Annotated in this window: 28 protein-coding genes; 26 read left to right on the top strand and 2 right to left on the bottom strand. The window is 27.5% G+C overall.

What is annotated here, in order from left to right:
* Window positions 1-49: 49 nt before the first annotated feature.
* Together VLK81_RS05570 and VLK81_RS05575 are read left to right on the top strand one after the other, a co-directional pair.
* Entirely contained in the window at window positions 50-868 is an 819-nt protein-coding gene (locus tag VLK81_RS05570; RefSeq protein ID WP_324619670.1) for a MerR family transcriptional regulator, read from the top strand.
* The gene (locus VLK81_RS05575; protein ID WP_324619671.1) at window positions 865-1,683 is read left to right on the top strand and encodes a PfkB family carbohydrate kinase; all 819 of its coding nucleotides are present in this window, start codon (window positions 865-867) and stop codon (window positions 1,681-1,683) included. The genes VLK81_RS05570 and VLK81_RS05575 overlap by 4 nt, the downstream gene beginning before the upstream one ends.
* 33 nt (window positions 1,684-1,716) lie before the next feature.
* Here VLK81_RS05575 and VLK81_RS05580 read toward each other — a convergent pair whose 3' ends face one another.
* Window positions 1,717-3,102 carry a PucR family transcriptional regulator gene (locus VLK81_RS05580; protein WP_324619672.1) on the bottom strand — a complete coding sequence of 462 codons (1,386 nt, stop codon included), beginning with the start codon at window positions 3,100-3,102 and terminating at the stop codon, window positions 1,717-1,719.
* A 160-nt stretch (window positions 3,103-3,262) separates the two neighbouring features.
* Here VLK81_RS05580 and aspS point away from each other — a divergent pair, with 160 nt between their 5' ends.
* From aspS to VLK81_RS05645, 13 genes are all read left to right on the top strand, one after another.
* Complete coding sequence (aspS, locus tag VLK81_RS05585; protein WP_324620477.1) at window positions 3,263-4,990, top strand: aspartate--tRNA ligase; 1,728 nt, start codon at window positions 3,263-3,265, stop codon at window positions 4,988-4,990.
* The gene (locus VLK81_RS05590; protein WP_324619673.1) at window positions 4,980-5,666 is read left to right on the top strand and encodes a tRNA threonylcarbamoyladenosine dehydratase; all 687 of its coding nucleotides are present in this window, start codon (window positions 4,980-4,982) and stop codon (window positions 5,664-5,666) included. Before aspS ends, VLK81_RS05590 begins: the two co-directional genes overlap by 11 nt.
* Entirely contained in the window at window positions 5,666-6,103 is a 438-nt protein-coding gene (locus VLK81_RS05595; protein ID WP_324619674.1) for a SoxR reducing system RseC family protein, read from the top strand. Before VLK81_RS05590 ends, VLK81_RS05595 begins: the two co-directional genes overlap by 1 nt.
* A 28-nt stretch (window positions 6,104-6,131) precedes the next feature.
* Entirely contained in the window at window positions 6,132-7,364 is a 1,233-nt protein-coding gene (gene glyA / locus VLK81_RS05600; RefSeq protein ID WP_324619675.1) for a serine hydroxymethyltransferase, read from the top strand.
* Between the two features lie 98 nt (window positions 7,365-7,462).
* Window positions 7,463-8,776: a ribosome biogenesis GTPase Der gene (der, locus tag VLK81_RS05605; RefSeq protein ID WP_324619676.1), complete on the top strand. Its 1,314-nt coding sequence runs from the start codon at window positions 7,463-7,465 to the stop codon at window positions 8,774-8,776.
* Window positions 8,776-9,375, top strand: coding sequence for a glycerol-3-phosphate 1-O-acyltransferase PlsY (gene plsY, locus VLK81_RS05610; protein WP_324619677.1), 600 nt, complete (start codon window positions 8,776-8,778; stop codon window positions 9,373-9,375). Before der ends, plsY begins: the two co-directional genes overlap by 1 nt.
* Window positions 9,372-10,355 carry an NAD(P)H-dependent glycerol-3-phosphate dehydrogenase gene (locus VLK81_RS05615; protein ID WP_324619678.1) on the top strand — a complete coding sequence of 328 codons (984 nt, stop codon included), beginning with the start codon at window positions 9,372-9,374 and terminating at the stop codon, window positions 10,353-10,355. The genes plsY and VLK81_RS05615 overlap by 4 nt, the downstream gene beginning before the upstream one ends.
* On the top strand, window positions 10,356-11,030 hold the full coding sequence (locus tag VLK81_RS05620; RefSeq protein WP_324619679.1) for a YggS family pyridoxal phosphate-dependent enzyme: 675 nt from the start codon (window positions 10,356-10,358) through the stop codon (window positions 11,028-11,030).
* Window positions 11,031-11,040: 10 nt separating this feature from the next.
* On the top strand, window positions 11,041-11,505 hold the full coding sequence (locus VLK81_RS05625) for a cell division protein SepF (RefSeq protein ID WP_324619680.1): 465 nt from the start codon (window positions 11,041-11,043) through the stop codon (window positions 11,503-11,505).
* Between the two features lies 1 nt (window position 11,506).
* Window positions 11,507-12,265, top strand: coding sequence for a YlmH/Sll1252 family protein (locus VLK81_RS05630; protein WP_324619681.1), 759 nt, complete (start codon window positions 11,507-11,509; stop codon window positions 12,263-12,265).
* Window positions 12,266-12,271: 6 nt separating this feature from the next.
* Window positions 12,272-12,742 (top strand): signal peptidase II, encoded by a 471-nt coding sequence (gene lspA / locus VLK81_RS05635; RefSeq protein WP_324619682.1) that lies wholly within the window; start codon window positions 12,272-12,274, stop codon window positions 12,740-12,742.
* A complete protein-coding gene (locus tag VLK81_RS05640; RefSeq protein ID WP_324619683.1) occupies window positions 12,735-13,409 on the top strand; it encodes a uracil-DNA glycosylase in 675 nt (224 codons plus the stop codon). The genes lspA and VLK81_RS05640 overlap by 8 nt, the downstream gene beginning before the upstream one ends.
* Window positions 13,410-13,413: 4 nt before the next feature.
* A complete protein-coding gene (locus tag VLK81_RS05645) occupies window positions 13,414-14,334 on the top strand; it encodes an RluA family pseudouridine synthase (RefSeq protein WP_324619684.1) in 921 nt (306 codons plus the stop codon).
* On the opposite strand, the gene VLK81_RS05650 is transcribed toward VLK81_RS05645, so the two are convergent.
* Complete coding sequence (locus VLK81_RS05650; protein ID WP_324619685.1) at window positions 14,331-16,079, bottom strand: Rqc2 family fibronectin-binding protein; 1,749 nt, start codon at window positions 16,077-16,079, stop codon at window positions 14,331-14,333. The two genes, VLK81_RS05645 and VLK81_RS05650, sit on opposite strands and share 4 nt — an antisense overlap.
* A 120-nt stretch (window positions 16,080-16,199) precedes the next feature.
* On the opposite strand from VLK81_RS05650, the gene VLK81_RS05655 reads away from it, so the two are divergent.
* Genes VLK81_RS05655 through rlmN form a run of 11 tightly spaced genes read left to right on the top strand, consistent with a single transcriptional unit; the run spans window position 16,200 to window position 26,048 of the window.
* On the top strand, window positions 16,200-17,078 hold the full coding sequence (locus VLK81_RS05655; protein WP_324619686.1) for a YicC/YloC family endoribonuclease: 879 nt from the start codon (window positions 16,200-16,202) through the stop codon (window positions 17,076-17,078).
* Between the two features lie 13 nt (window positions 17,079-17,091).
* Window positions 17,092-17,343: a DUF370 domain-containing protein gene (locus tag VLK81_RS05660; RefSeq protein WP_324619687.1), complete on the top strand. Its 252-nt coding sequence runs from the start codon at window positions 17,092-17,094 to the stop codon at window positions 17,341-17,343.
* A complete protein-coding gene (gene gmk / locus VLK81_RS05665) occupies window positions 17,330-17,935 on the top strand; it encodes a guanylate kinase (RefSeq protein WP_324619688.1) in 606 nt (201 codons plus the stop codon). The genes VLK81_RS05660 and gmk overlap by 14 nt, the downstream gene beginning before the upstream one ends.
* Window positions 17,936-18,151, top strand: coding sequence for a DNA-directed RNA polymerase subunit omega (gene rpoZ, locus VLK81_RS05670; RefSeq protein ID WP_324619689.1), 216 nt, complete (start codon window positions 17,936-17,938; stop codon window positions 18,149-18,151).
* Complete coding sequence (gene coaBC, locus VLK81_RS05675; RefSeq protein WP_324619690.1) at window positions 18,138-19,313, top strand: bifunctional phosphopantothenoylcysteine decarboxylase/phosphopantothenate--cysteine ligase CoaBC; 1,176 nt, start codon at window positions 18,138-18,140, stop codon at window positions 19,311-19,313. The genes rpoZ and coaBC overlap by 14 nt, the downstream gene beginning before the upstream one ends.
* Window position 19,314: 1 nt before the next feature.
* The gene (gene priA, locus VLK81_RS05680) at window positions 19,315-21,660 is read left to right on the top strand and encodes a replication restart helicase PriA (RefSeq protein ID WP_324619691.1); all 2,346 of its coding nucleotides are present in this window, start codon (window positions 19,315-19,317) and stop codon (window positions 21,658-21,660) included.
* A gap of 8 nt (window positions 21,661-21,668) precedes the next feature.
* Window positions 21,669-22,139 (top strand): peptide deformylase, encoded by a 471-nt coding sequence (gene def / locus VLK81_RS05685; protein ID WP_324619692.1) that lies wholly within the window; start codon window positions 21,669-21,671, stop codon window positions 22,137-22,139.
* Window positions 22,123-23,061, top strand: coding sequence for a methionyl-tRNA formyltransferase (gene fmt / locus VLK81_RS05690; RefSeq protein ID WP_324619693.1), 939 nt, complete (start codon window positions 22,123-22,125; stop codon window positions 23,059-23,061). The genes def and fmt overlap by 17 nt, the downstream gene beginning before the upstream one ends.
* 2 nt (window positions 23,062-23,063) lie before the next feature.
* A complete protein-coding gene (locus VLK81_RS05695) occupies window positions 23,064-23,756 on the top strand; it encodes a zinc metallopeptidase (RefSeq protein WP_324619694.1) in 693 nt (230 codons plus the stop codon).
* Window positions 23,746-24,999, top strand: coding sequence for a transcription antitermination factor NusB (locus VLK81_RS05700; RefSeq protein WP_324619695.1), 1,254 nt, complete (start codon window positions 23,746-23,748; stop codon window positions 24,997-24,999). The genes VLK81_RS05695 and VLK81_RS05700 overlap by 11 nt, the downstream gene beginning before the upstream one ends.
* Window positions 25,000-25,007: 8 nt before the next feature.
* On the top strand, window positions 25,008-26,048 hold the full coding sequence (gene rlmN / locus VLK81_RS05705; protein ID WP_324619696.1) for a 23S rRNA (adenine(2503)-C(2))-methyltransferase RlmN: 1,041 nt from the start codon (window positions 25,008-25,010) through the stop codon (window positions 26,046-26,048).

Genomic DNA, 26,048 nt, shown 5'->3' on the forward strand with positions numbered 1-26,048 from the left:
CTATATTAAGTATAAAGCCTAGAGCTAGTCCAATGTCAAGGGGGTAAATATGAAAAAAGAATATACTATTGGGGAAATTTCTAATTTGTATAATTTAAGTCCTGATGCCTTAAGGCACTACGAAAAAAAGGGATTATTAAATCCAAAAAGAAAAGAAAATGGTTATAGATTCTATGATTTAAACGATATTTGGAAACTAAACATTATTAAAGATATGAAAAAATTAGATTTTACTTTAAAACAAATTAAAGATTATTTAGAAAATAGATCCCTTGATAATAGTATTGACTTACTCAAAAGTGAAATTTCTGTTATTGAAGATGAACTTGAACCACTTTTAAGGCAGAAAAAATTTATGAATAGAAGGTTAAAGTCACTTAGAGAATTGAAGAGAATTAAGGATTTTGAAGAGGTAAATTATAAATTTTTGGAGGAGCGTAAAATTATAACTGTCAAAGGTGAGTTTGAAACTGATCAAGAAATCGATCTTGCTTTTAGAGAGTTAGAAAGAAGAGATGATGAAAGCCTTACAATGTTTGCAAGTAAAGATATGGGTACAATTGTATCTAAAGAGGGTATGAGAATTGGAGAGTATGATGATTATCAAAATGCTTTTTTCTTAGTTGAAGAAAAAGATACTTACTATGATGCAATTCTTCCGAGAGGATTTTACGCGACCTTATATTATAAAGGTTCTTATAATAAGCTTTCATCTCTTTACCAAAAAGTGATTGAGGATATAAACTATAAGGGGCTTGAAGTAATATACCCAGCTCTTGAAATCTATAGACTTGATATTCATAGTGAAAAATATGAAGAAAATTATATTACCGAAATTCAGGTTAGAGTAAAGGAAAAAGATATATGAAAAAAATTTTACTAGTTGGCGATCTAGTTGGCTATGGAAAGATTGCACTTTCATCAATTATTCCAATATTAAGCGAGATGGGAATAGAAGTTTCTAATCTACCTACTGCACTAGTTTCGAATACATTTGATTATAAAATTTCTTCTATGTTAGATACAACAACTTATATGAATGAAGCTATTGAAGTTTGGAGAAAACTTAACTTACAATTTGATATAATTCTTACTGGATTTTTATCAAACTTAGAGCAGGTTTCCTTAATAGAAAACATTATTTCTTTTCAAAATAAAAAGCCTTTAATTATAACAGATCCTATCTTAGGTGACGATGGAGCTTTATATCATGGATTAAAGAAAGATTCAATAGATACAATGAAAAAAATGATATACTTATCAGATATTATTCTACCAAATGTGACTGAAATCCAAATATTATCAAATGCTAAAATAAAAAAAGATTTAAGAGAAGAAGACATAAACGAATATATAGAATTAATTTCTAAAGAATATAATTGCTCTGTAGTTGTAACTTCTTCGGAAATAGATAGTGGAAATTACATTTTTTCTTATGATAATAATACAGGACATTTGTCTAAGATTAAATATAAAAAAATACCATACAAATTTGCCGGTACAGGAGATTTATTTGCAGGACTATTTACAGGATTATTATCTAAAAGCTTCGACCTACACAAAGCTTGTGAGAGATCATCTGAAATAATAACTACTATTTTAAAGCTTGAATACTTGGAAAAAAGTTCTGGGGTAAGAGATGTGAAAATAGAAAAATATTTAGAATTTTTTAGAAAAATATGAGGACCTGATTGGATAAAAAATCCAATCGAGTCCTTAATTGTATTTTAATAGTTTATCTTGTTCCAAAAGTAAAAGCGATATTAGAGAGTGAAATCTTACAGTTGGAGAGTCAAGATCAAGATTTATTATTTCGTTAATTTTACCTACTCTATAAACTACAGTATTTCTATGAACATTTAATTTTTCTGCAGTATTTACTAAACTTCTTTCATAGGCTATATATGCATACAATGTTTCAACTAAATCTCCATCATGCTCAAGATCATATGCTTTTAGCTTTTTAATTTCAGTATTAATATAAACATCGTAATTTGTTTTTTTAGCAATATGAAGTAAGATTTTAATTACATCTTCATCCATATCAATTAACTGATCATTCATTTTACTTATAAGATTTAATAAGAATTGGTATTGATCCTTTATTTCAAATATATCATTGAAATTTCTTGAAATAATTATTTTTAAATCTTTTTTTGGTTCTTGTATAAGTCTTAGCTCTTTTATAAAAACTTTTTTATCTATTTGTTCAAGATTTATTAGAACTATATACTTATTATCTTGCTTAACGATTATAGTGTCTTTTTTATACTGGTCGTTTAAATAGTCTACGATACTTTCTATATTTTCAAACTTAGAAGATTGGATTATTATGAGTTTGTAGGTGTCATGGCTAGTCCAGCCAAGCGTCCTTAATTTATTATTTACAAGTTCATTATCAAATAAGGAATTTATTGTCAGATGTTCCAAAATAAGCTTGCTTAAATCATTAAAAGCTTCTTTCTTATTATTAAAATATTGATCTAATACTTTGTCTAGCATTTTTCCAAGTTCATGAAAAACAGATAGCTGATAATCTTCTGACAGGATTTTACTTTTCATTAGCGCGAGAGAACCAAGAGCTTTATTGCCATCTCTAATAGTTTTAGAAACTACAATTGATTGAGGATAATATTTATATGAGTTAGAGTTTCTAAAGAGTACGTTACCTTTTGAGTCATGTAAAAAGAGCTCTACTCCTAAATATTTATAAACAAAAACTAAAATACTTTCAAGATTAATACCACTAAATAATGATGATTTTATTTTTAATTCAAAATCATCGTATTTTTTAAATAAGGATATGATTCTATTAATTAAAGTATTTAGTGAAATATTTTCGGTTATTCTAATAATATTAACAGTTTTAGGTATATCAAATTCTAACAAAATATTTAATGGATCTATTAATATAAAGGTGTTTTTCTTAGATTTTTTACTTACGCTAACAAATTTTGTAACGTCGGAAATATAAAGTATATCTTCGGCTTCAATGTCCTCTTCAAGCATTTTATAGCTTGTAAATGATTGATTAAAATTAATTTCTGATACTGGATTATATTCTCTTAACTCTTCTAGGATCATATGTATAGAAATATTCATAGATCTTCCTCCGTAATTTATTTATACCTTTAGTATAAATGATAATTTGAATAAAGTAAACTAATTATTAAAAAAATATTGATTTAATAGCATTTTTGTAATAAAATGTATGTATTAATAAGAAGGAAGTGATTATTTGTTTAAAGATTTTAAAAGAACCATGATGTGTGGTCAAATGAGAAAAGAAGATATAGGTAAAGAGATTACTCTTAATGGATGGGTTCAAAAGGAAAGAAATCTTGGACCAATTATTTTTATAGATTTAAGAGATACTACAGGTATTAGTCAAGTTGTTTTTAGAAAAGAGAATGATGAAGATGTATTTAAAGAAGCTGAAAAATTAAGAAGTGAATTTGTAGTAGCTGTTAGAGGGATTGTTGAAGAAAGAGAATCTAAAAATCCTAATATTGAAACTGGAGATGTAGAGCTTAATGTAAAAAGCATAGAAATTTTAGATGAGGCAAATACTCCGCCAATTTATATAAAAGATGACGACAATGCTTCTGAACAAATGAGACTTAAGTATAGATACCTTGATTTAAGAAAAAAATCCCTTCAAGACAATCTTAAATTAAGAGCTAGAACAGCAGCCGTTATTAGAGACTTTTTGAATAGTGAAAACTTTATTGAAGTAGAAACTCCTGTTCTTACTAATCCAACTCCTGAAGGGGCTAGAGATTATCTTGTACCTTCTAGGGTAAATAAAAATTCTTTCTATGCTCTTCCTCAGTCACCTCAGCAGTTAAAGCAAATGCTTATGGTAGCAGGAATGGATAGATATTATCAAATTGTAAAATGTTTTAGAGATGAAGACTTAAGAGCAAATAGGCAGCCAGAATTTACTCAAGTAGATATTGAGATGTCATTTGTAGATATTGAAGATATTATAGCTATTAATGAAAGACTTATTCAAAGAATTTTTAAGGAAATAAAGGGAATTGATCTAAAGTTACCACTTCCTAGAATGTCTTATAATGATGCTATGAGTAGATTCGGTGTAGATAAGCCTGACTTAAGATTTGCAATTGAACTTAAAGACTTAAATGAAGTTTTTAAAGATGTTGATTTTGATTTATTTAAAGATAAAACTATTAAGGGAATTGCAGTTGGAGAATCAGAAAAAGAATTTTCAAGAAAACATATTGACAAATTAACTTCTTTTGTAAAAGAACATGGTGCTAATGGACTGTTCTGGATAAGAATTAAGAATAATGAAATTTCATCTTCTATTAAAAAGTTTTTAACTGAAGAACATATAGATAAATTAAAAGAAATTTTTGATCTAAAAGATAACGCTTTAATATTTATTGTTGCAGACAAGAAAGAAGTTACAGAAACCAGTCTTGGAGCTTTAAGAAATGAAGTTGCAGAGAGCCTTGGACTTAGAGATAAAAACAAATATGCTTTAACTTGGATTGTTGATTTCCCAATGTTTGAATATTCTGAAGAAGATGGAAGATATGTTTCTAAACATCACCCATTTACTCATCCAGTAGATGAAGATATTAAATTTTTAGAGACAGATCCTGAAAAAGTAAGAGCTTATGCTTATGATATTGTAATAAATGGTGATGAACTTGGCGGGGGAAGTATAAGAATAAATAATTCTGAATTACAATCTAAGATTTTCAAAGCTCTTAAATTAACTGATGAAGAAATTGAAAGAAAATTTGGTTACTTTATAGAAGCTTTAAGTTATGGTACACCACCTCATGGGGGAATTGCTTTTGGATTTGACAGGCTAATTATGCTGCTTGCTGGAACAAATAATATAAAAGATGTTATAGCTTTTCCTAAAACACAAAGTGCTACTTGTCTTTTAACAGGAGCTCCTTCAAAGGTTACAGATGATCAATTAGAAGAACTTCATATTAAAAATGTTTTCTAAATTTCAAAGATTTGACAAATTATTTGGGAAAGGGGCTAGCGAGCTTCTTTCCCAAAAAAACATATTAATTTTTGGACTTGGTGGAGTTGGCTCCATTTGCTGTGAGGCACTTATAAGATCTGGAGTAGGTAGGCTTACGCTTGTTGATTTTGATACCATTGATATAACAAATTTAAATAGGCAAATACAGACTAATTCAAAAAATATAGGTTGTTACAAAACTGATGAATTAATAAAAAGATTAGAAGATATAAATCCCAATGCAAAATTAGTTGGACTTAAGGAATTTTTTTCTAGTGAAAGTAAAATAATTTTTAATGAGTTTGATTATGTTATAGATGCAATTGATTCTGTTCAATCAAAAGTTGAAATTATTAAAAGGGCTAAAGAAAATGGTGTTAGAGTCATTTCAGCTATGGGGGCTGGAAATAAAATTGACCCAACTAAATTCGAGGTAACTTATATTGAAAAAACTCATACTGATCCACTTGCAAAGGTTATGAGAAAAAAACTAAAAGATTTGGGTATAAAACAAGTGAAATGTGTATTTTCTTCTGAATATCCAAAAGAAGTTTCTAATGAATTAACAAATGCCCCGGGATCGTGCAGTTTTGTTCCACCTGTAATGGGGCTAGTTATTGCATCTGAAGTTATAAAAGATTTATTGGAGGTATGATGAAACAAGTTGCAACTGTTTTAAAAAAAGAAAAAGAAAATAATTATAAATTAGTGGTTTTAAGAAGTGGTGCTTGCGGATCTAATTGCTCAAGCTGTAGTTCATGTTCTCATGCAGAATCTAAAAATCATATAGTATATGTAGATTACAATGAAGATTTAAAGCCTGGTGATAGAGTTATTTTAGAAACTAGTAATTCTTCAGTTATTAAGTTTTCATTTTTTGTTTATATTATACCGTTAGTTTTATTTGTATTTTCTTTAGTAATATCATATAATTATCTTAGCAAGAATGGTTATACTAATTTTGAGCAAATTAGCTTTTTGTTTGGTATAATTGGTTTTTGCGTATCATTATTAATTCTTAAGTTAATAGATAATAAAATAGGCAAAAAATCATCTTTACTAAGAATTTCTGAAGTAATAAAAAGAATCTAACAATATAATTAAGGAGGTTATTTATTTAATGGAATTTAAAGGATTAAAACAAAATCATCCAAAGGTTTATGAAAACCTTATGAATGAAATCAAAAGACAAAATGAACATATTGAGCTAATTGCTTCTGAGAACTTTGTATCAGAAGATATATTAGAAGCTCTTGGTTCACCACTAAATAACAAGTATGCTGAAGGTTATCCTGGAAAAAGATACTATGGTGGTTGTGAATATGTAGACGTAATTGAAGATATAGCTAGAGATAAAATGTGTGAATTATTTGGTGCAGACCATGCTAATGTTCAACCACATGCTGGAGCAAATGCTAACTTAGGTGTATATCTTGCAGTTTTAAAACCTGGAGATACTGTTTTAGGCATGAATTTATCTGAAGGTGGTCATTTAACTCATGGTTCACCAGTTAACATTTCTGGATTATATTTTAATTTTGAAGCTTATGGACTTGATAGCGAAACTGAAACAATTGATTATGATGAAGTTGAAAGAAAAGCTAAAGAATGTAAGCCAAAGTTAATAGTAGCTGGTGCTTCAGCTTATCCTAGAATAATTGATTTTAAAAGATTTAGAGAAATCTGCGATGAAGTAGGAGCTTATCTAATGGTTGATATGGCACACATCGCTGGACTTGTTGCAGCTGGACTTCATCCATCACCAATTCCATATGCTGATTTTGTAACTACTACTACTCATAAAACTCTTAGAGGACCAAGAGGTGGAGCTATACTATGTAAAGCTGAGCACGCAAAAGCTATAGACAAAGCTATATTCCCTGGATTACAAGGTGGCCCTTTAGAACATGTTATTGCTGGAAAGGCTGTTTGCTTTGAAGAAGCATTAAAACCAGAATTTAAAAGCTATCAAGAACAGGTTCTTAAGAATGCTCAAGCTTTAGCAGAAGAATTAACAAATGGTGGAATGAGATTGATTTCAGGTGGAACAGATAATCACTTAATTCTAGCTGATGTTACAACATTTGGTCTAACTGGAAAAGAAGCTGAAGCTTTATTACATGCAGTAAATATTACATGTAATAAAAATACTATTCCAAATGAAAAAAATTCTCCTTTTGTTACATCTGGAATTAGACTTGGTACTCCAGCAATGACTACTAGAGGACTTAAAGAAGATGATTTTAGACTAATTGGTAAACTAATTATTCAAACATTAAAGAAAGAAAGAGATCCTGAAGAAATTAAGAAGGAAGTTCTTGAACTTAATTCTAGATTTCCACTTTATAAATAATTTGATAATATAATTATCATGGTGCAGATTTTTCTGCACCATTTATTTTTTGCCTATTATCCTATATAATAAGATTAGATTAATTATGAGGTGAATTTATGAGAAAAGGAATTGTTAGTATTGTTGGAAGAAGTAATGTAGGAAAATCTACACTTTTTAATAAATTAATACAGAAAAAAGAAGCAATTACAGAAGACACACCAGGAGTAACTAGAGATAGACTATATAGAGAAGCAGAATGGCAAAATAATCTTTTTCTATTAGTTGATACAGGTGGATATGAAAAGTTTAAAGATGATATTATTTCTAAGAATATTAAGCTTCAAATTTCTCTTGCAATTGATTCTTCTGATTTGGTTTTATTTTTAGTAGACGGAAGAGTTGGCATTTTAGATGAAGATAGAGAAATTGCAGATATTCTTAGAAAATCAGGGAAGAAAGTAATAGTTGTTGTAAATAAAATTGATACGCATATAACTCCCCCAAGTGTTTACGAATTTTATGAATTAGGATTTGAAGATTTATTTATTATTTCAGCAGAGCAATCTTTCGGCTTAGGTGATTTGCTAGATGAAATAATTAAAAATATTCCAAAATTTACAATTGAAGACGATAGCAATAGATTAAAAATTTCTATAGTAGGAAAACCTAACGTTGGAAAGAGTTCTTTAATTAATAAACTTTTAAATGAAGATAGGATGATAGTTACAGACATTTCAGGAACTACCAGAGATGCTATAGATAGTATTGTAACTAGAGAAGAAAGAGAATATATTTTTATTGATACAGCTGGTTTAAGAAGAAAAAGAGCAATTAATGATATGGTTGAAAGATATTCTGTTTTAAGAACTTTATCAGCTATTGATAGGTCTGACTTATGTTTATTATTAATTGATGCAAAAGAAGGGGCTAGTGAACAAGATACTAAAATTGCTGGTTATTGTCATGAACAAGGAAAGGCGATAATTATAATTATTAACAAATGGGATTTAATTGAAAAAGATACCAATACAATGAAAAATTACAAGGAAGAAGTTTTGAAGAAGCTTTCTTTTATTCCTTACGCTCCAATTCATTTTATGTCTGTTCTTACAGGAAAACGAGTTGAAGATATTTTTGATCTTATAGAGATGGTTAATAATAATTATAATCTAAGAATTAAAACTGGAGTTGTAAATGAAGTTATATCAGAGGCTGTTTCTAAAAATCCGCCACCTTCAGATAAGGGGAGAAGACTTAAAATTTTTTATGCCTCTCAAGTATCAGTTGCCCCTCCTAAATTTTTAATTTTTGTAAATGAACCTGAATTATGCCATTTCTCTTATATTAGATATCTAGAAAATTCTATTAGGCAAAAATTTGGATTTATTGGAACACCGATAAAACTTGAGCTTAGAAGAAGGGGTGAATAATGAAAGAATATATTTTATCATTCATTATTGCATATTTAATAGGTAGTTTTATCTCAGCTTATCTTATAGGAAAAATTTTTTTTAAAAAAGATATTAGAGAATATGGTTCTAGAAACACTGGAGCGACAAATGCTTTAAGAGTATTTGGCAAAAAGGTGGCAATTATAACTTTATTTTTTGATCTTTTTAAGGCAGTATTAAGTTTATATTTTATTGACTCTATTTTTGGAAATCAAATAGCAACATATATTGCAGCTATAGGAGTTGTAATTGGTCACAATTTCCCAATTTATTTTTCATTTAAGGGCGGAAAAGGTATTGCTTCAAGTGCAGGTGTCCTTTTATATTTTAATAGATATGTGTTTCTATTATGTTTACTTACCTTTTTATTAGTTGTAGTTTTAAGTAGAATGGTTTCTCTTGGATCAATAATTTCTTCTTTCTTAGCACCTGTTTATGGGTATTTATTAACAAAAGATTTAAATTTTACTTTAACACTTTTTATTTTAGCCATATTAGCAATATTAAGACATAAAAAAAATATTATTAGAATTTTAAATCATAGTGAAAACAAATTGTCATTAGGAGGTAAAAGTTGAAAATAGGCATAATAGGTGGAGGAACTTGGGGACTTGCTCTTTCTAATGTACTTTCTGACAATAATAATGATGTTCTTGTTTATATGAGAGACGATAAGAAAAAAAATATTTTTAACACTAGTCACAGAATAGAAAAATTAAATGTAGACTTTAATGATAACATAACTGCATCATCTAATATTGAAGATTTTTCTAATTTTAACTATTTAGTTTATGCAGTTCCTACTCAAAGTATAAGAAAATCATTGGAAGAAAATATAAAGTACTTTAAGAAAGATGTAAATATTATATGTGTGTCTAAAGGTATAGAGTTAGGTACAGGAAAAAGAATTTCAGAAATTTTTGCAGAACATATTGATATTGATAGGTTTTCAATATTAACTGGACCAACTCATGCAGAGGAGGTTAGCGTAAGAATTCCATCCGCTATTGTTTCATCATCTACAAATCCATTACTTATGGAGAAGGTCCAAGATTTATTCATAAATGAATATTTTAGAGTTTATACAAATTCTGATATAATTAGCTGTGAATTAGCTGCTGCTACAAAAAACATCTTAGCTTTAGCCATTGGGATTTGCGAAGGTCTTGGTTATGGTGATAATACAAAAGCTGCTGTAATGACTAGGGGAATGCATGAAATAGTTAGGCTTGGTGAATTTTTAGGTGGTAAAAAAGAAACTTTTTATGGCTTAACTGGGATGGGAGATTTAATAGTTACTGCAACATCTAAACATTCTAGAAACAAAAGGGCAGGAATTCTTCTTGGTAAGGGAATTAAAAGAGAAGAAGTTGGAAATAAAATAGGAATGATAGTTGAAGGAATACCCACTACAAAAGCTTGTTATGACCTAGCAAAAAAATATAAGCTTGATCTTCCTATTACAAGTGAATTATATAGCATTCTATATGAAGGTAAATCAGTTAAAAGTGCATTAGAAAATTTAATGTCTAGAGAAAGAAAAGAAGAGTTGATTTAAATGAGCATAAAAGAAAATATTGAAGAAATAAAAAGAGATATTAAGAAGTACAAAACTGTTGATGATGTTTTACTACTTGCGGTTACAAAAACTAAACCAGTTGAAGATATATTAGAGGCAATAGACGCTGGTATTACTGATATTGGTGAAAACAAAGTTCAAGAAATACAAGAAAAGTATGATCAAGTTAAGGATAAGGTAAAAATTCATATGATTGGACATCTCCAAACCAACAAAGTGAAATATATCGTTGGAAAGGTAGAGTTAATCCACAGTTTAGATAGGAAATCTCTAGCTGATGAAATAAACAAAAGAGCAAAAAAATTAGGTATTATTCAAAATTGTTTGCTGCAGGTTAATGTTACTAAAGAAGAGAGTAAATTTGGATGCTATATAGAAAACTTAGATAGTCTTTTGGAGTATTGTAATAATCTAGAAAACATTAAAATTATTGGTCTTATGGGAATGGCACCTTTTTTTGATAATCCTGAAGATGCTAGAGATAATTTTAAGAAATTAAAAGAATTATTTGAGAAATATAAGAATAGAGGTTATAATAATATTACAATGGATAAACTTTCTATGGGTATGAGCCATGACTATATAATTGCCTTAGAGGAAGGAAGCAATTTAGTAAGAGTTGGCTCAAAAATATTTGGAGAAAGATTTTATTAGGGAGGATAAGATGGGAATTTTTGACAAGTTAAAGAAATCAATTGGCCTTGAAGAATATTATGATGAAGATTATGACTATGAAGATAATAAGGTTGAAAGCGGATCTTCAAGACCTGAAAAAATAGAAAATGAAATAGAAGAAATTAAAACAATTCCAAAGAGAGGTAATATAGTGAATTTACAAACAAATCAAGTTGATAAAACTAAAATAAATATTCATGAGCCTATAACTTATGATGATGGTCCTGCTATTATAGATGATATTGTTGCTAAAAAAGTCGTTGTTCTTAATCTTGAAATGCTAGAATTAGAAAAGAAAAAACAAATATTTGAATTTATTTTAGGTGGAATTTATGCTTTAAAGGGACAAGTCCAAAAAGTCACAAAAGACATTTTTGTTTTAGCTCCTAAGGATGTAACAATTGACGGAAAGCTAAAAGAGCAAATTCAAGCAAAAGGATTTTACCAATTATAAAATGAATCCTAAAGGACTTTCCTTAGACTTTATTTTAGATCAGAAAATTAAAAATAAACTTAAAAATATAATTTATTCTTTTGAAAATGCAGCAAATAGATCATATCCATTTAATTCTATTTTTTTAAATCCTTATGAAATAAGAATCATCACTAGCTATCTTGACAAACAAGGATTTAGATTTTTTTTACATGGTGGGGATGAAAATTCTGAAAGAAAAGTGGTTTCCACTGAGGATAGTCCTATTTGCTCTGTTTTAGTGTTTAAAATTAATGTTGGTAAAAATGAAATTAATCATAGGGATATACTTGGATCTTTAATTTCTCTTGGAATGGATAGAGATTGGATAGGAGATATTATTTTATATGATGATTTTTCGGAAATAGCTATTTTAAATGAAAAAGAAAGTTTGATTAGAAGTATTGATAGAATAAGAAATTTTGAAATTTTTCCTGAGATATATACTTGGCCAAAATTTACTTTTTTAAATAAAAACTATACTGAAATTTCTGGATTTGTTACTTCATTAAGGTTAGATAATTTTATTTCACTTATCACAAAATTGTCCCGATCAAAAGCTAATTCAGTTATTAAAAGTGGATCCGTTAAAGTTAATTTTATTGAAGAAAATAGTTCATCAAAATTAATAGAGCCTGGAGATGAGATTTCTATAAGAGGTATAGGAAGATTTGTATTTAAAGAGCTTTTAGGTAAAAGCAAAAGCGACAGGTTAAGAGTAAAAATATTGAAGAGAGAGTAGGATTAGATGGTATATATTTTTTTATTTTTATTAATTGTCTGTATTGATCAGTTTACTAAATATCTAGCTTATAATAGACTTAGATTAGGTGGTAGTAAAATAATAATAGAAAACTTTTTAAAATTTACTTATGTGGAAAATACAGGAGCTGCTTTTGGTATTTTTAGCCAAAAAACAGGAATACTTTCTATTGTAACAATACTTGTTTGTATTATATTAGGTTTTTATTTTATTAAAAATTATTCAAGTCTCAATACTATTGTGAAGATTTCTTTCACTATGATTTTAGCTGGAGCTATAGGAAATTTAATAGATAGAATATTTAGAGGATTTGTTGTAGACTTTGTATCTTTTAGACTTTTTTCTTTTTATGATTTTCCAGTTTTTAATGTTGCTGATATCTTTGTTGTCCTTGGAGCTTTCCTTATGTTTATCTTTGCTTTATTTATGGATGAAGGGAATAAAATAGATGGTTAATATAGGTAATGATTGGGATGATCTTTTAAAAGAAGAGTGGGAAAAAGATTATTATATAAAACTTAGAGAAAAATTAATTAATGAGTATAGAAATTATACCATTTATCCATCTATGTATGATATATTTAACGCTCTAAAAAAAACATCCTTTAATGATACTAAGGTTGTTATATTAGGTCAAGACCCCTATCATGGAAAGGGACAAGCTCATGGTTTTAGCTTTTCTGTCAAGCTTGGTGTTCCAACTCCACCATCACTTCAAAATATATTTAAAGAATTAAATAGTGAATTAAATCTATATATTCCAAATAATGGGAATTTAGAAAAATGGGCTGATGAGGGAGTACTTCTTTTAAATAATGTTTTGACAGTAAGAGAAAGAGAACCTAATTCGCATTTTAATCTTGGCTGGCAATTTTTGACTTTGAAAATTATTAGGTTATTAAGCGAAAAAGATGCTCCAGTTGTATTTATGCTTTGGGGAAATAATGCTAAAGAGAAAAAATCTATCATTGATAAGAGGAAAAATCTGATTTTAGAGGCAGCTCATCCATCGCCTTTTTCTGCATATAGGGGGTTTTTTGGCTGTAATCATTTTAGACTTTGCAATGAATATCTAAGAGACAATGGATTAAAAGAAATAGATTGGCAGATAGTAAATAGGTGATAAGATGGAGTTTGTTTTTAAATATGATGAAGATATAGAAAAGAGAGTGGACTTTTTTTTATCTGAAAAATTGGAATTTTCTAGATCATTAATTGCTAGTTCTATTAAAGAAAAAAAAATTGTAGTAAATGGTAATTTTATTAAGCCATCTTATAAGTTAATTAATGGGGATATTGTTTCAGGAATAGTAGTTGAAAATAAAATTCTAATTAAAAAAAATGATATTCCTTTAGATATTTTATTCGAAGATGAATATTTAATGGTAATTAATAAAGCTTATGGAATTAGTGTTCATCCATCTCTTTCGGACAAAGCTGATACAGTTGTTGGAAGTTTGATTACGCATACTGATAATCTTTCTGATGTTGAGGGAGAGTATAGAAGAGGAATTGTACATAGACTTGACAAGGATACAAGTGGGGCTCTTATTATTGCTAAGGATAATAAAACACACTATTTATTGAAAGAAATGTTTCAAAATAGGAAAATAGAAAAAAAATATTTAGCAATATGTTCTGGAACTATTAAAGAAGATGAATTTACTATTAGTTCTTATATAGGTAGAGACAAATACAATAAAACTATTATTAGTTCGAATACAAATTATCCTAAACTTGCTAAATCAAAGATTAAACTTATTTCAAAAAATGATGAATATTTACTTCTAGAAGTTGAAATATTCACTGGTAGAACTCATCAAATTAGAGTTCAATTAAGTGAAAATCACATATATATTTTAGGAGATAAGGTTTATGGTAGAAAGAAAGAAAAAATTATAGCAAAAAGACAAATGCTTCATGCCTACAAACTTAAATTTTATCATCCAATTACTGGAGAGTTATTAAATATTATTGCTCCATTAGATGAATCTTTTAAAAAGATACTTTATAAAACAAATTTAAAACTGGATGAAAGTAAGCTTTAAAGCTTTCTCTCATCCAGTTTTTTTTCTATAGATTTATCATATAAATCAACTACTATAGATTTAAAATTTGTATAATTCACCATGCCTGGTTTGGCTCCACGCCTTTTAAAAACATTTTTTCTTTCAGTATAGTCTACAGTTACAAGTTTCTCATTTTTTAAAGAGCTGTATTTTGCTGCTAAATATGAAGCTTCAACAATATCCTCATCTGTGTAAGAATTATTATACTTAAGTATTACATGAGATCCAGGGAAGGACTGGACATGAAAAAAAATGTCTTCTTTATTTGCAAATTTAATTGTAAGAAAATCATTTTGTTTATTATTTTTACCTACAAATATGTTATTGTTCGAAGAAGAAACAAATTCTAAAGGTTTAGATTCTATATTTTTTTTGCTTTTATTAGATTTTCTAGGCCTTTTTTTCTTGTAACCGCTTGAAATTAATTCTTCTTCTATTTCTAAAACTTCATTTAAGTCTAAATCAGAATCAAGCTGACTTTTAAGCTGCTCAAGATAGTTAACTTCTTCCTCACTTTTTTTAATCTCATCTTTAAGTATATTTTCTCTAGATTTTAGCTTAGAATATATTTTATAATATTTTGTTGAATTAGCATGAGCTGGAAGTTTTTCATCCAATTCGATTTCTATTTTTTCTAAGTTTTCACTGTAAAAATTCTCTAACACTATGCTTTTTTGTCCAGGTGTAATTCTATATTGATTTGCAGAAATAAGATCTGCCCAAATCTTATATTTTTCTCTATCCTTTGATATTTTATATTCATCAAATTGATTTTGAAGTTTAGTAATTTTCTTTTTAAGATTTGAATTTACAATTTTTAGAAGATTATTCTTCTTTTCAATTAATTGATCATTATTTTCATTAAGCATATAGTAGTTACTTATCATTTCACTAGCATTTTTAAAAGTTTTATAAGAAGAAGCTAATTTCTCCACAAAAAATGGGTAATAACTAGTAGCTTTTTCATTACTATAGTAAATTGTTGGAGAAAAACTATTTTCAATTATTTTATTTCTAAACTCAAAATAGATTTTATTTAGACATATTTTATCTTCTTCACTTAAGAGATTTAGTTTAATATCTTCGTCAATTCCAGCTGATTTTAATAAAACTTTTCCAAACATTGGACCTAGGCCATCATATTTTATATAGAACTCTTTGATTACTTTTGTAGATTTATCAAAGTCAAAAGTATCAATTGGACCTCTTTTATCATTAAGTAAATTTATTTTATCATTTGAAATGAATGAATATATACTGCCTGGTAGGAGCTGTCTTACTCTAGACATATCAAAAGTCACTTTTTTCATTACATCAATTATTTTTTCTGACTCTTTATCTATTAGTATAATGTTTGAATGTTTACCCATAATTTCAATTATAAGAGTTTTTATTGAAAGCTCTCCAAGCTCATTATAGGTCTTAATATCTATGCCAATAACTCTATCAAGATCTTTTTGCCAAATCTTTATTATAACCCCAGAATTTAAATTTTTTCTGAGCATCATGCAAAAATTAGGAGCATCAACTGGATTTTCTAGAGTCTCATTAAATAAGTGGATTCTAGGAGAGTTAGGGTCAATAGTTAGATAAATTTTTAATTTTTTATTTATTACTAATATTATAGAGTTTTTATTTGGTTGATATATCTTGGAAATTCTTAAACCAACTACATTTTGCAAATCAAAAACTACACTTCTAAGGGTAACTCCATCAAAACTCATTTTATTCACCTCATTAAAAATATTATAACATAAAAAGTTTGTTTAAATATTAAGAAATCGTAATATTTATCTTGACATTTTAAAGCTTGAAAAGTAATCTATATGTAGGAGGAGATTGAAATGACTAGATCAATGACTGCTTTTGCAAGTTATGATCAAATATATGATGATCTTGAACTTGCTATGTCCATTAAATCTGTAAATTCTAAGTATTTTGATTTAAAAATTAGAATGCCATATTATTTAAATTATTTAGAAAATGACATTAGAAATTTTATAAAATCTAATATTTCAAGAGGAACAGTTGATTTATATATTGATGATAATAATTATTTCAAAAGAAAAACAACTAAAAAAATATCTTTTGAAGCAAGTAAAAATTATTACGAAAATATAACTGAACTAAATAAATTATTAGGATTAAATTCTAAAATTGTTTTATCTGATATTTTATCAAATGAAGATATTTTTCTAGAAGAAAAAATACCAGTAGATGAAGTTTTTTTTAGAGAATGTATTTTTAATTCGCTAGATAAACTAATTGTAGATTTTAATAGTCATAGAGATCAAGAAGGAAAAAATCTTATAAGAGAAATAGATTCCTATTTAAAGGAAATAAATTGTAATGTGTTGCTTATTGATGAAATTGACAAGAAATCTATTCCAATAAAAAAACAAAAGTTAGAAAATAAATACAAAGAATATTTTGGAATTATTGATGATTATGTAGAAACAAGATTTTTTCAAGAACTTCAAATTGCTCTTGATAAGGAAGATATCACAGAAGAGATTGCAAGGCTTTACTCACATATTGAGCAGATGAACAGACTAACTGAATGTAAAATAGTTGGTAAAAAAATTGATTTTTATTGTCAAGAACTCAATAGAGAGATAAATACAATTTCTTCAAAAACTAGAGAAGTAGAAATAAAAAAATTAGTTGTAGATATAAAATCTTTGATTGATAAGATTAAAGAACAAACTCAAAATTTAGAATAGAGGTTTAAATTTAATGATAAATGTTGGTTATAATAATTATGTTTCTATTGATAAGATAGTAGCTATAATTAGCCCTGATTCTGCTCCAATTAAAAGAATGATTCAAAATTTAAGAGATTCAGTTGACTTAATTAATGCAACTTCAGGTAGAAAAACGAGAAGTGTAATTATTTTACAAAATAGACAAATTATGCTTTCAGCTCTTCAAGCTGAGACATTAACTCAAAGGCTAATGGAGGCTAAAAAAACAAATGAGAAAGGGTAAACTTTTTGTTGTAAGTGGTCCAAGTGGAGTTGGAAAGGGGAGTATTTGTAGTGAAGTTATAAAGGGTGATGAAAATATAAATTTTTCTGTATCTGTTACTACAAGACTTCCAAGAGCTGGAGAAATTGAAGGAATACATTATTTTTTCAGAAAAAAGGAAGAATTTGAGAATTTAATAAGCGAAAATAGTTTTTTAGAGTACGCTAAAGTTTTTGACAACTATTATGGGACTTTAAAAGATTATGTTTTTGAAAAACTTGATAAGGGAGAAAATATTATCCTTGATATTGATACACAAGGTGCATTAAATGTAAAAGCAAACTATAGTGAAGCTATATTAGTTTTCATTTTGCCACCTTCACTAGATGAATTAAAGTCAAGATTAATGAATAGAGCAACTGAAAATGAAAGTGAACTGAAAAAAAGAATAAATGGTGCTAGAGCAGAAATTAAAAAAGCAATTAATTATGACTATATAATTATAAATGATGATCTAAATAAGGCTATTTGTGATCTTAAAACAATAATATATGTAGAAAAATTAAAAACTGATAAAAAAGTAATTGAAAATATTTTAGAGGAGGAAATATAAATGATAAATCCATCTTTTGATGAAATAAAAAAGGTAAATAATTCAAGATATGCAATAGCTATGATAATTTCTAAAAGGGCTAGAAAAATTCAAGAAGGCTCTAAGCCACTTATTGATTCTAAAGGGAAAAAGCCTGTTACTATTGCGCTTGACGAACTAATGGCTGGAAAAATTGATTTTGAAATGGACGAAAATAGTTTAGATGCTAAAAAATAAAAAAATTCTTATAGGCGTAACTGGCGGAATTGCAATTTATAAAGTTTTAGACTTAATTAGTAAACTTAAAAAATTAGATGCAGAAGTTAGGGTTATTATGACAGAATCTGCTCAAAAGCTTGTGAGTAAAACTATTTTTGAGACTCTTTCTAGAGAAAAAGCTTATACTGATACTTTTGAATTAATTGATTCATCAAAAGTAACCCATATTGAATTAGCAAGATGGGCTGATTATTTTTTAATTGCACCTGCAAGTGCAAATACAATTAGTAAATTATCATATGGTTTAGCAGATAATCTACTAACGACAACTTTATTAGCATTTAATAGGTATGAGGATTTATTCATTGCTCCAACTATGAATACTCAAATGTTAATAAATCCTGCAACTCAGGAAAATTTAAGAAAGTTAGTGGATAGGGGTGTAAATTTAATACAAACTAATAGTGGGTTTCTAGCTTGCAATGAGTACGGCGAAGGAAGAATGGCTGAACCAAATGAAATTATAGATTTTTTAGATATGCACTCTTATAATAAAGATCTTTTAGGAAAGAAAATTTTAGTTACAGCTGGACCAACTATTGAAAAACTGGATCCAGTAAGATATATTTCTAACTTTTCTTCTGGCAAGATGGGATATGCTATTGCCAAAGCCGCAAGGGATAGAGGAGCAGAGGTTACTCTTATTTCATCAAATGTTAAACTTAAAGACATTGAATATGTCAAGACAATTAAAACTAGTACATTTTCTGAGCTTAAATTTGCAATAGAGGAAAATTTTGATAGTACTGACTATTTAATTATGGCAAGTGCTCCATCAGATTTTAAGGTAAAAAATTTCTCAGAAACTAAAATTAAAAAGATTAATGGTTATAATTTTAAATTTGAAGAAAATGAAGATTTAATAAAGTATTTTGCAAGTAAAAAAACTAATCAAAAAGTTATTGGATTTGCTGCTGAAACCAATGACCTTTTAACTAATGCAAAAAAGAAGCTTATTAATAAAAAATTAGATATGATTGTAGCAAATGATGTTTCTAAAGAAGGTGCTGGGTTTAATACAGAAACAAATATTATTACAATTATAAAAAATGATTACATTGAAAACTTAGAAAAGGATACTAAGTATAATTTAGCACATAAAATATTAGATAGGATTTAATATGTATGTTGGAGTTGTTTTAAAATCAAAGACTAGGTTAACTGATAAAATCTACACATATAAAGTATTAGAAAAATATGAGAAGCTAGAATTATTGGGACGAAGAGTTATTGTACCATTTGGACTAGGTAATAAAAAAAGAATTGGACTAGTTGTAGAATCATATAATAGCATAAACTCGGATTTCAAAGTTAAAACTTTTTTAGAAGTTATTGATGATAGCCCAATAATCTCAAAAGAGATGTTAGAGATTGCTAAATTTATGAAAGAAGAGTATTTAAGTGATTTTTCTTCTGCTATTAGAACGGTCCTTCCACCTGTTGATATAGTTAGAATTAATGAATATTATGTTTATACTGATTCTAAAAAGGAAGGCTTTTTTAAAGAAGCAAAAAGTAAAGATGAAATTATAAAAAGTGGAATAAGTGAAGAAGATTTTTTAAAACTTATCGAAGATGGAATAATTACAGTGAAATACGATTTAAAAACTAATGTTTCAAGAAATTTAGTTACTTATTATGAATTTTTAAATAAGGATGGAATACAAAATCGTGCTTTTACACAGAAAAAAATTATTGACTATATTGAATCAAATAAAATAGTAGAAAGGAAAAAAATTTTAGAAGTTTTTCCATCTTCATCATCATCTATTAAAGCTCTAATAGAAAGATCTAATATTAAAGTAATTGTTAAAGAAGAACTTAGAAGATTAGTTGATAAAAATCCTTCTATAAGTAGAAAAACATTAAAAGACTATCAAAAAAATGTAATAGATGAAATCCAAAGATCGAGTTTTGAAAAGCCTTTTTTAATACATGGTGTTACGGGATCTGGGAAAACAGAAATATATCTTTCTCTTTCTGAGAGTGTTATTGATAGTGGCAAAAAAGTTATTATACTAGTACCTGAGATTTCATTAACTCCACAAACTATTAAAAGATTTCAAGAAAGATTTGATAAGGTTGCAGTCTATCATAGCAAGCTTAGCTTTTCAGAAAAATTTGACCAGTGGAGGCTTATAAAAGAAAATAAAGTTGATATAGTAATTGGTACAAGATCTGCTATTTTTTCACCATTTAAAGATTTAGGATTAATTATAATTGATGAGGAGCATGAACTTTCTTTTATAAGTGATAAAAATCCAAAATATGATGCTTTAGATATCGCAAAGTTCAGGATGAATTATAATAATGCTAAGCTTATTTTAGGATCAGCTACACCTAGGATTAGCTCCTATTACAAGGCTTTAAAAGGAGATTATAGGTTATTCACTTTAAAAAATAGGGCAACTGGTTTTAGTTTGCCTAGTGTTGAAATGGTTGATATGAGAATTGAACTCATGGAGAAAAATTATTCTATGATATCAAAACGTCTTAAAGAAGAGATTGAAAATTCTTTAAGATCCAAAAAACAGGTTATTCTTTTTATAAATAAAAGAGGACATACAAGTTTTATTTTTTGCAGAAAATGCGGATATATTTTAAAATGTGAAGCCTGCGATTCATCAATGACTTATCACAAAAACAAAGATATAAGTATCTGTCATTTCTGTGGAAGAACAAAGGAAAAACCAATTATTTGCCCATCATGTGGTTCAAAATTCATTAAGGAATTTGGTGCAGGAACTGAAAGATTAGAAGAGATAGTAAAAGAAGAATTTCCATATGCAAATGTTGCACGCATGGATAGAGACACTATGATTCGAAAAAATTCTTATACGAAAATCTATGAGGATATGAAAAATCATAAAATAAATATATTAATTGGTACTCAAATGTTATCAAAAGGATTTGACTTTGAAAAAGTTAATTTGGTTGGAATTGTATCGTCTGATATTAGTTTAAATATCCCCGACTATAGAGCAAATGAAAGAACTTTTCAGTTATTAACGCAAGTTGCTGGCAGAAGTGGAAGATTTGGCGAGGGAAAAGTTATTTTACAAACCTATCAACCTGAAAATATTGTTTTACAGTCGGCAAAAAACCAAGACTATGAATCTTTTTTTAATTATGAAATAAAAATTAGAGAAAAATTAAATTTTCCACCTTTTTATAATATAATACTTTTAAGGGTTATGAATGAAAAAAGGATAAAAACATTTGATAAGGCCCTAGAGATAACTAAACTTCTTGGAAGAGAATTGGGAAACAAAGCTGAAATCAATGGACCAAACCCTTCTGTAGTAGAGAGAATTAACAATTGGTATAGGTTTAATATTATAATAAAGACAAATGAATATTTAGATGATGTTAAAAAAGTAATTAGTGAAAAAATTATTGAAAATGAAAGTTTTACAAAAGGAGAATTTAGACTCTATTATATGATAAATCCACTTTCATTTTATTAGGAGGAATTATGGCTTTAAGAGAAATAAGAATAGAAGGCGACGAAATTCTAGGAAAAGTATCTAAAGAGGTTTTAACAGTTACTCCTAGAATTAAACAGCTTATATTAGATATGTTTGAAACTATGGATGCAAATGACGGAATAGGGCTTGCAGCTGTACAAGTTGGAACTTTAAGAAGGATTATTGTAATAAATATTGAACAGGAAGACAAAAAGACTAGAATGGCTTTAATTAATCCAAATATTATTGAAGAAAGTGGCAAAGAACTTGGGCTTGAGGGATGCCTTTCTATACCAAACTTTAGGGGGAAGGTTTATAGACCTACTAAGCTTAAAGTTTCTTATAGAGATGAGAATTTTGAGGAAAAAGTACTTGAAGCAGAAGGCTTAATGGCAAGGTGTCTATGTCACGAAATTGATCATTTGAACGGCATTTTATTTGACCAAATAACTGTAGAGGAGGATGATACAACTGATTAATATTGTTTATGTATCAAATTCTGAATTTGGTATTAGTCCTTTAGAGCTATTGAATAATGATAAAGATATAAATATTTCTTTAGTAATTACTCAACCTGATAAGAAAAGATCAAGAAATAAAGTTATACCATCTCCTATTAAATTAAAAGCCTTAGAACTTGGACTTAAGGTATATACTACTTATGATATAAATAGGGATGATGAATTAGAATTATTAAAAGAGGTGGGTGCAGAATTTATAGTTGTTGTATCTTTTGGTCAAATTATTAGCAAAAGATTACTTGAAACATTTAAGAATAAAATTATTAATCTACATTCATCAATACTTCCTAAATATAGGGGAGCTTCACCAATAAATGAAACGCTACTTAATTTAGACGAAATTGCTGGTTCAAGTATAATGTTAATTGATGAAAAAATGGACACAGGAGATATTTTGAAAACCACAAGCTTTGAAGTAGATCCATCTTTTAAATATGAAGAATTAAGTGAAAAACTTTCCATTATTGGAGGGAAAGATCTAGCCCATGTTATAAAAAATTATGATTATTATTTTAAAAAGAGAAAGCCACAAAAAAGTTCAGAGGCAAGTTATACGAAATTAATAAAAAAGAGCGATGGACAGATTGATTTTTCTCAAAAAAGTGACATAATTGAAGGTAAGTTTAAGGCATATAGTGTATGGCCCCAAATTTATTTCAATTACAAGGGTATGAATATAAAGATTATAGATTTTTATTTTATCAATAGGCAAGCTGGATTAAATGGAGAGATAGTTAAAGTATGTAATGATGGGATTTTTATCAATTGTAAGGATAAAACTCTTGTTATTACCAAAATAGGATATCCTGGAAAGAAATCAATGGAAGTTTCTGAATTTTTAAAGGGAAATTCTATTGAAAAAATAATTATTGGAGGTTAGATATGCCATTATATTATCAAAATAGTAGCTCGATGCTACTTATGCTTATTGGATTTATTATTTCACTAGCTAGTCAGCTTTATATTAAAGCCGTTTTTAAAAAATATTCAGAAGTTGGAAACAAAAACAACTTAAGTGGACTTGAAGTTGCTAGAAGAATATTAGATAGAAATAATTTAGGAGAAATTAATATTTTTCAAGTTAGAGGAAGCTTAACTGATCACTATAATCCTACAAATAAAACTCTTGGACTTTCAGAGTCAGTATATGGCTTAAGATCAATTGCTGCAGTGGCAGTAGCGGCTCATGAATGTGGACATGCTATTCAACATGAAAAGGGTTATATACCATTAAAAATAAGATCAGCCTTAGTACCAGTTGTTCAAATATCCTCATCTTCTTCTTGGTATTTAATACTTATTGGTATGATTATGTCTATTCCTAAGTTTGTGGATATTGGAATTTTACTTTTTGTAGCAACATTAGTTTTTCAGATAGTAACCCTACCTGTCGAATTCGATGCAAGTCATAGAGCAATAGTAAAGCTTGAGGAGTATGGATTAATTGACCAAGGAGAAGTTAATTCTTGCAGAAGTGTTTTAATAGCTGCGGCTTTAACTTATGTAGCGGCAGTAGCAGTATCGATGTTAAACCTTTTAAGATTATTAGGATTAAGAAATAGAGATGAAAGATAATATTTCTTCTAGAAAAATTGCTGTAGATTCTATTTATAATATCATCTATAATGATTCATTTTCTGATATCATAGTTAGAAAAAATAAAGATCTGTTTACTGACAACAGGGATTTTACTTTATATCAAAAAATAGTTTTAGGAAGTCTTGAGAGAATTTTTGAATTAGATTTTATTATTAGTGAACTTTCTAACATTAAGTTTAACAAGATAGATAAAATAATTCTATCCATTCTGAGGTGCGCTATATATGAATTAATGTATCTTGAAAGTAAAGACTATGCTGTTATAAATGAATATGTAAATTTAACTGTAATTAATAAGAGAAAGTTTTCAAAGGGATATGTAAATGCCATATTAAGAAATTTTCTTAGAAATAAAAACAAATTACTAGATAATGTAATAAATAGCACAAATGAACAAGTTAGATACAATATAAATCAGGAGATTATAGATTATTTTAAACTTAATTATTCAAATTATGATAAAATATTGATGTCTTTTTATGATATAAATCCACTTACTGTTAGAGCTAATAAGGATATTGATTTATCTGAAGAAGTTTTATTTAAAAAGACTAAATATGATAATTTTTACTTAGTTAAAGACCCTCAAGAATTCTTTTTATCAGATTATTTTAAAAATAATAAAGTATCAATTCAATCTTTGGGCTCATATATAGCTGGAAGATGTCTAGATGCAAAGGATAATAATTTAGTGCTTGACCTTTGCTCTGCTCCAGGTACTAAAGCTAGGCAAATTTTAGATAGTTTTAATGGTGGACATATAGTATCAAATGATATAGATAAGAATAAAAATAGACTCATAGAAGAAAATTTGAAATATTTTGGCAAGAATAGATATGAGATAAGAAATTTTGACGCTACTGTTGAAATAAAAGAATTTAGGGAAAAGTTTGATAGAGTTTTAATTGATGTTCCATGTTCAAATTTGGGACTTATTTCAAAAAAACCTGAGATCCGATTTAAAAGAACAATGAATTATATTTATGATATTTCTAATATTCAAAAGAAAATAATTGATTGTGCTATAAAATATTTAAAAGTTGGTGGAGTTTTAGTATATAGTACATGTACTTATGGAAATTTAGAAAATTTAGATAATTATAATTATCTAAAATCTATTTTAGATGTATATGCTATAGACAATGAGGACTATATACAAATAGATAATTATACTCATAAAAGCAATGGATTTTTTATTGCAAGATTTAAAAAAAGTTAGGTGATTATATGCATAAATTTGATTTAAAATCAATGGATATTAAAGAGCTTGAAAATTTATTAATTTCTAATGGAGAAAAAGCATTTAGAGCAAAGCAATTATTTAAATTTATTCATGATGAAAAAGGAGATAGGATAGAAAATTTAACTACTTTTTCTAAGGATTTAAGAAGCAAGTTAGATGAAATTTCTTATATTTCAGATTTAAAGATTATTAAAAGATTGGATTCTAATTTAGACAATACAAAAAAATATATATATGAATTAGAAGATAAAAACATTATAGAATCTGTTTATTTAGAGTCTTTTGCTAACAATACAATTTGTATTTCTTCTCAAGTAGGCTGTAAAATGGGATGTGAATTTTGTGCTTCTACAAAAAATGGATTTACAAGGAATTTAAGAGTTTCTGAAATGCTTGATCAAATATACATGTGTGAAAAAGATCTAAATAAAAAAATAGATAATATAGTTCTTATGGGGATAGGGGAACCTCTTGATAATTTTCTAAATGTTTGTAAATTTATTAGAATTTTAAATAATGATCTTGGTCATAATACTGGAATTAGGAACATTACTGTTTCTACCTGTGGAATAATAGAAGGAATAAATAAATTTACTGAGGAGAATATTAAAGCTAATTTAGCGATTTCACTTCATAATGGCATTCAAAAAAAGAAAGAAAAAATAATGCCTATTTCCAAAATGAATAAACTACCTGAACTTAAAAAAGCTCTTATTAACTATCAAGAGAAATTATCAAGAAGGTTAAGCTTTGAGTATATTGTTATAAAAGGTGTAAATGATACATTTGACCATGCAAGAGCTGTTAAAAATATGGCTGATGGACTAGATGTGCATATTAACTTAATTCCAATAAATAAGATAGATGACTTTAGCTATCCCGATACAACATTTGAAGATGCAGAAAGATTTAAAGAAAAATTAGATAATTTAAATCTGAACACTACGATTAGAAGAAAGCAAGGAGAAGACATTGATGCTTCCTGTGGACAGCTAAGAAATAATTATTTGAAAAAGAGGCCCTAG

It is taken from the genome of Citroniella saccharovorans (genome assembly GCF_035481615.1).
In the GTDB taxonomy this organism is placed as follows: domain Bacteria; phylum Bacillota; class Clostridia; order Tissierellales; family Peptoniphilaceae; genus Citroniella; species Citroniella saccharovorans.

Coding starts and splice junctions, on each gene's coding strand:
- VLK81_RS05570 (WP_324619670.1), top strand. CDS start 50: ATGAAAAAAGAATATACTATTGGGGAAATTTCTAATTTGTATAATTTA.
- VLK81_RS05575 (WP_324619671.1), top strand. CDS start 865: ATGAAAAAAATTTTACTAGTTGGCGATCTAGTTGGCTATGGAAAGATT.
- VLK81_RS05580 (WP_324619672.1), bottom strand. CDS start 3,102: ATGAATATTTCTATACATATGATCCTAGAAGAGTTAAGAGAATATAAT.
- aspS (WP_324620477.1), top strand. CDS start 3,263: ATGATGTGTGGTCAAATGAGAAAAGAAGATATAGGTAAAGAGATTACT.
- VLK81_RS05590 (WP_324619673.1), top strand. CDS start 4,980: ATGTTTTCTAAATTTCAAAGATTTGACAAATTATTTGGGAAAGGGGCT.
- VLK81_RS05595 (WP_324619674.1), top strand. CDS start 5,666: ATGAAACAAGTTGCAACTGTTTTAAAAAAAGAAAAAGAAAATAATTAT.
- glyA (WP_324619675.1), top strand. CDS start 6,132: ATGGAATTTAAAGGATTAAAACAAAATCATCCAAAGGTTTATGAAAAC.
- der (WP_324619676.1), top strand. CDS start 7,463: ATGAGAAAAGGAATTGTTAGTATTGTTGGAAGAAGTAATGTAGGAAAA.
- plsY (WP_324619677.1), top strand. CDS start 8,776: ATGAAAGAATATATTTTATCATTCATTATTGCATATTTAATAGGTAGT.
- VLK81_RS05620 (WP_324619679.1), top strand. CDS start 10,356: ATGAGCATAAAAGAAAATATTGAAGAAATAAAAAGAGATATTAAGAAG.
- VLK81_RS05625 (WP_324619680.1), top strand. CDS start 11,041: ATGGGAATTTTTGACAAGTTAAAGAAATCAATTGGCCTTGAAGAATAT.
- VLK81_RS05630 (WP_324619681.1), top strand. CDS start 11,507: ATGAATCCTAAAGGACTTTCCTTAGACTTTATTTTAGATCAGAAAATT.
- lspA (WP_324619682.1), top strand. CDS start 12,272: ATGGTATATATTTTTTTATTTTTATTAATTGTCTGTATTGATCAGTTT.
- VLK81_RS05640 (WP_324619683.1), top strand. CDS start 12,735: ATGGTTAATATAGGTAATGATTGGGATGATCTTTTAAAAGAAGAGTGG.
- VLK81_RS05645 (WP_324619684.1), top strand. CDS start 13,414: ATGGAGTTTGTTTTTAAATATGATGAAGATATAGAAAAGAGAGTGGAC.
- VLK81_RS05650 (WP_324619685.1), bottom strand. CDS start 16,079: ATGAGTTTTGATGGAGTTACCCTTAGAAGTGTAGTTTTTGATTTGCAA.
- VLK81_RS05655 (WP_324619686.1), top strand. CDS start 16,200: ATGACTAGATCAATGACTGCTTTTGCAAGTTATGATCAAATATATGAT.
- VLK81_RS05660 (WP_324619687.1), top strand. CDS start 17,092: ATGATAAATGTTGGTTATAATAATTATGTTTCTATTGATAAGATAGTA.
- gmk (WP_324619688.1), top strand. CDS start 17,330: ATGAGAAAGGGTAAACTTTTTGTTGTAAGTGGTCCAAGTGGAGTTGGA.
- rpoZ (WP_324619689.1), top strand. CDS start 17,936: ATGATAAATCCATCTTTTGATGAAATAAAAAAGGTAAATAATTCAAGA.
- coaBC (WP_324619690.1), top strand. CDS start 18,138: ATGCTAAAAAATAAAAAAATTCTTATAGGCGTAACTGGCGGAATTGCA.
- priA (WP_324619691.1), top strand. CDS start 19,315: ATGTATGTTGGAGTTGTTTTAAAATCAAAGACTAGGTTAACTGATAAA.
- def (WP_324619692.1), top strand. CDS start 21,669: ATGGCTTTAAGAGAAATAAGAATAGAAGGCGACGAAATTCTAGGAAAA.
- fmt (WP_324619693.1), top strand. CDS start 22,123: ATGATACAACTGATTAATATTGTTTATGTATCAAATTCTGAATTTGGT.
- VLK81_RS05695 (WP_324619694.1), top strand. CDS start 23,064: ATGCCATTATATTATCAAAATAGTAGCTCGATGCTACTTATGCTTATT.
- VLK81_RS05700 (WP_324619695.1), top strand. CDS start 23,746: ATGAAAGATAATATTTCTTCTAGAAAAATTGCTGTAGATTCTATTTAT.
- rlmN (WP_324619696.1), top strand. CDS start 25,008: ATGCATAAATTTGATTTAAAATCAATGGATATTAAAGAGCTTGAAAAT.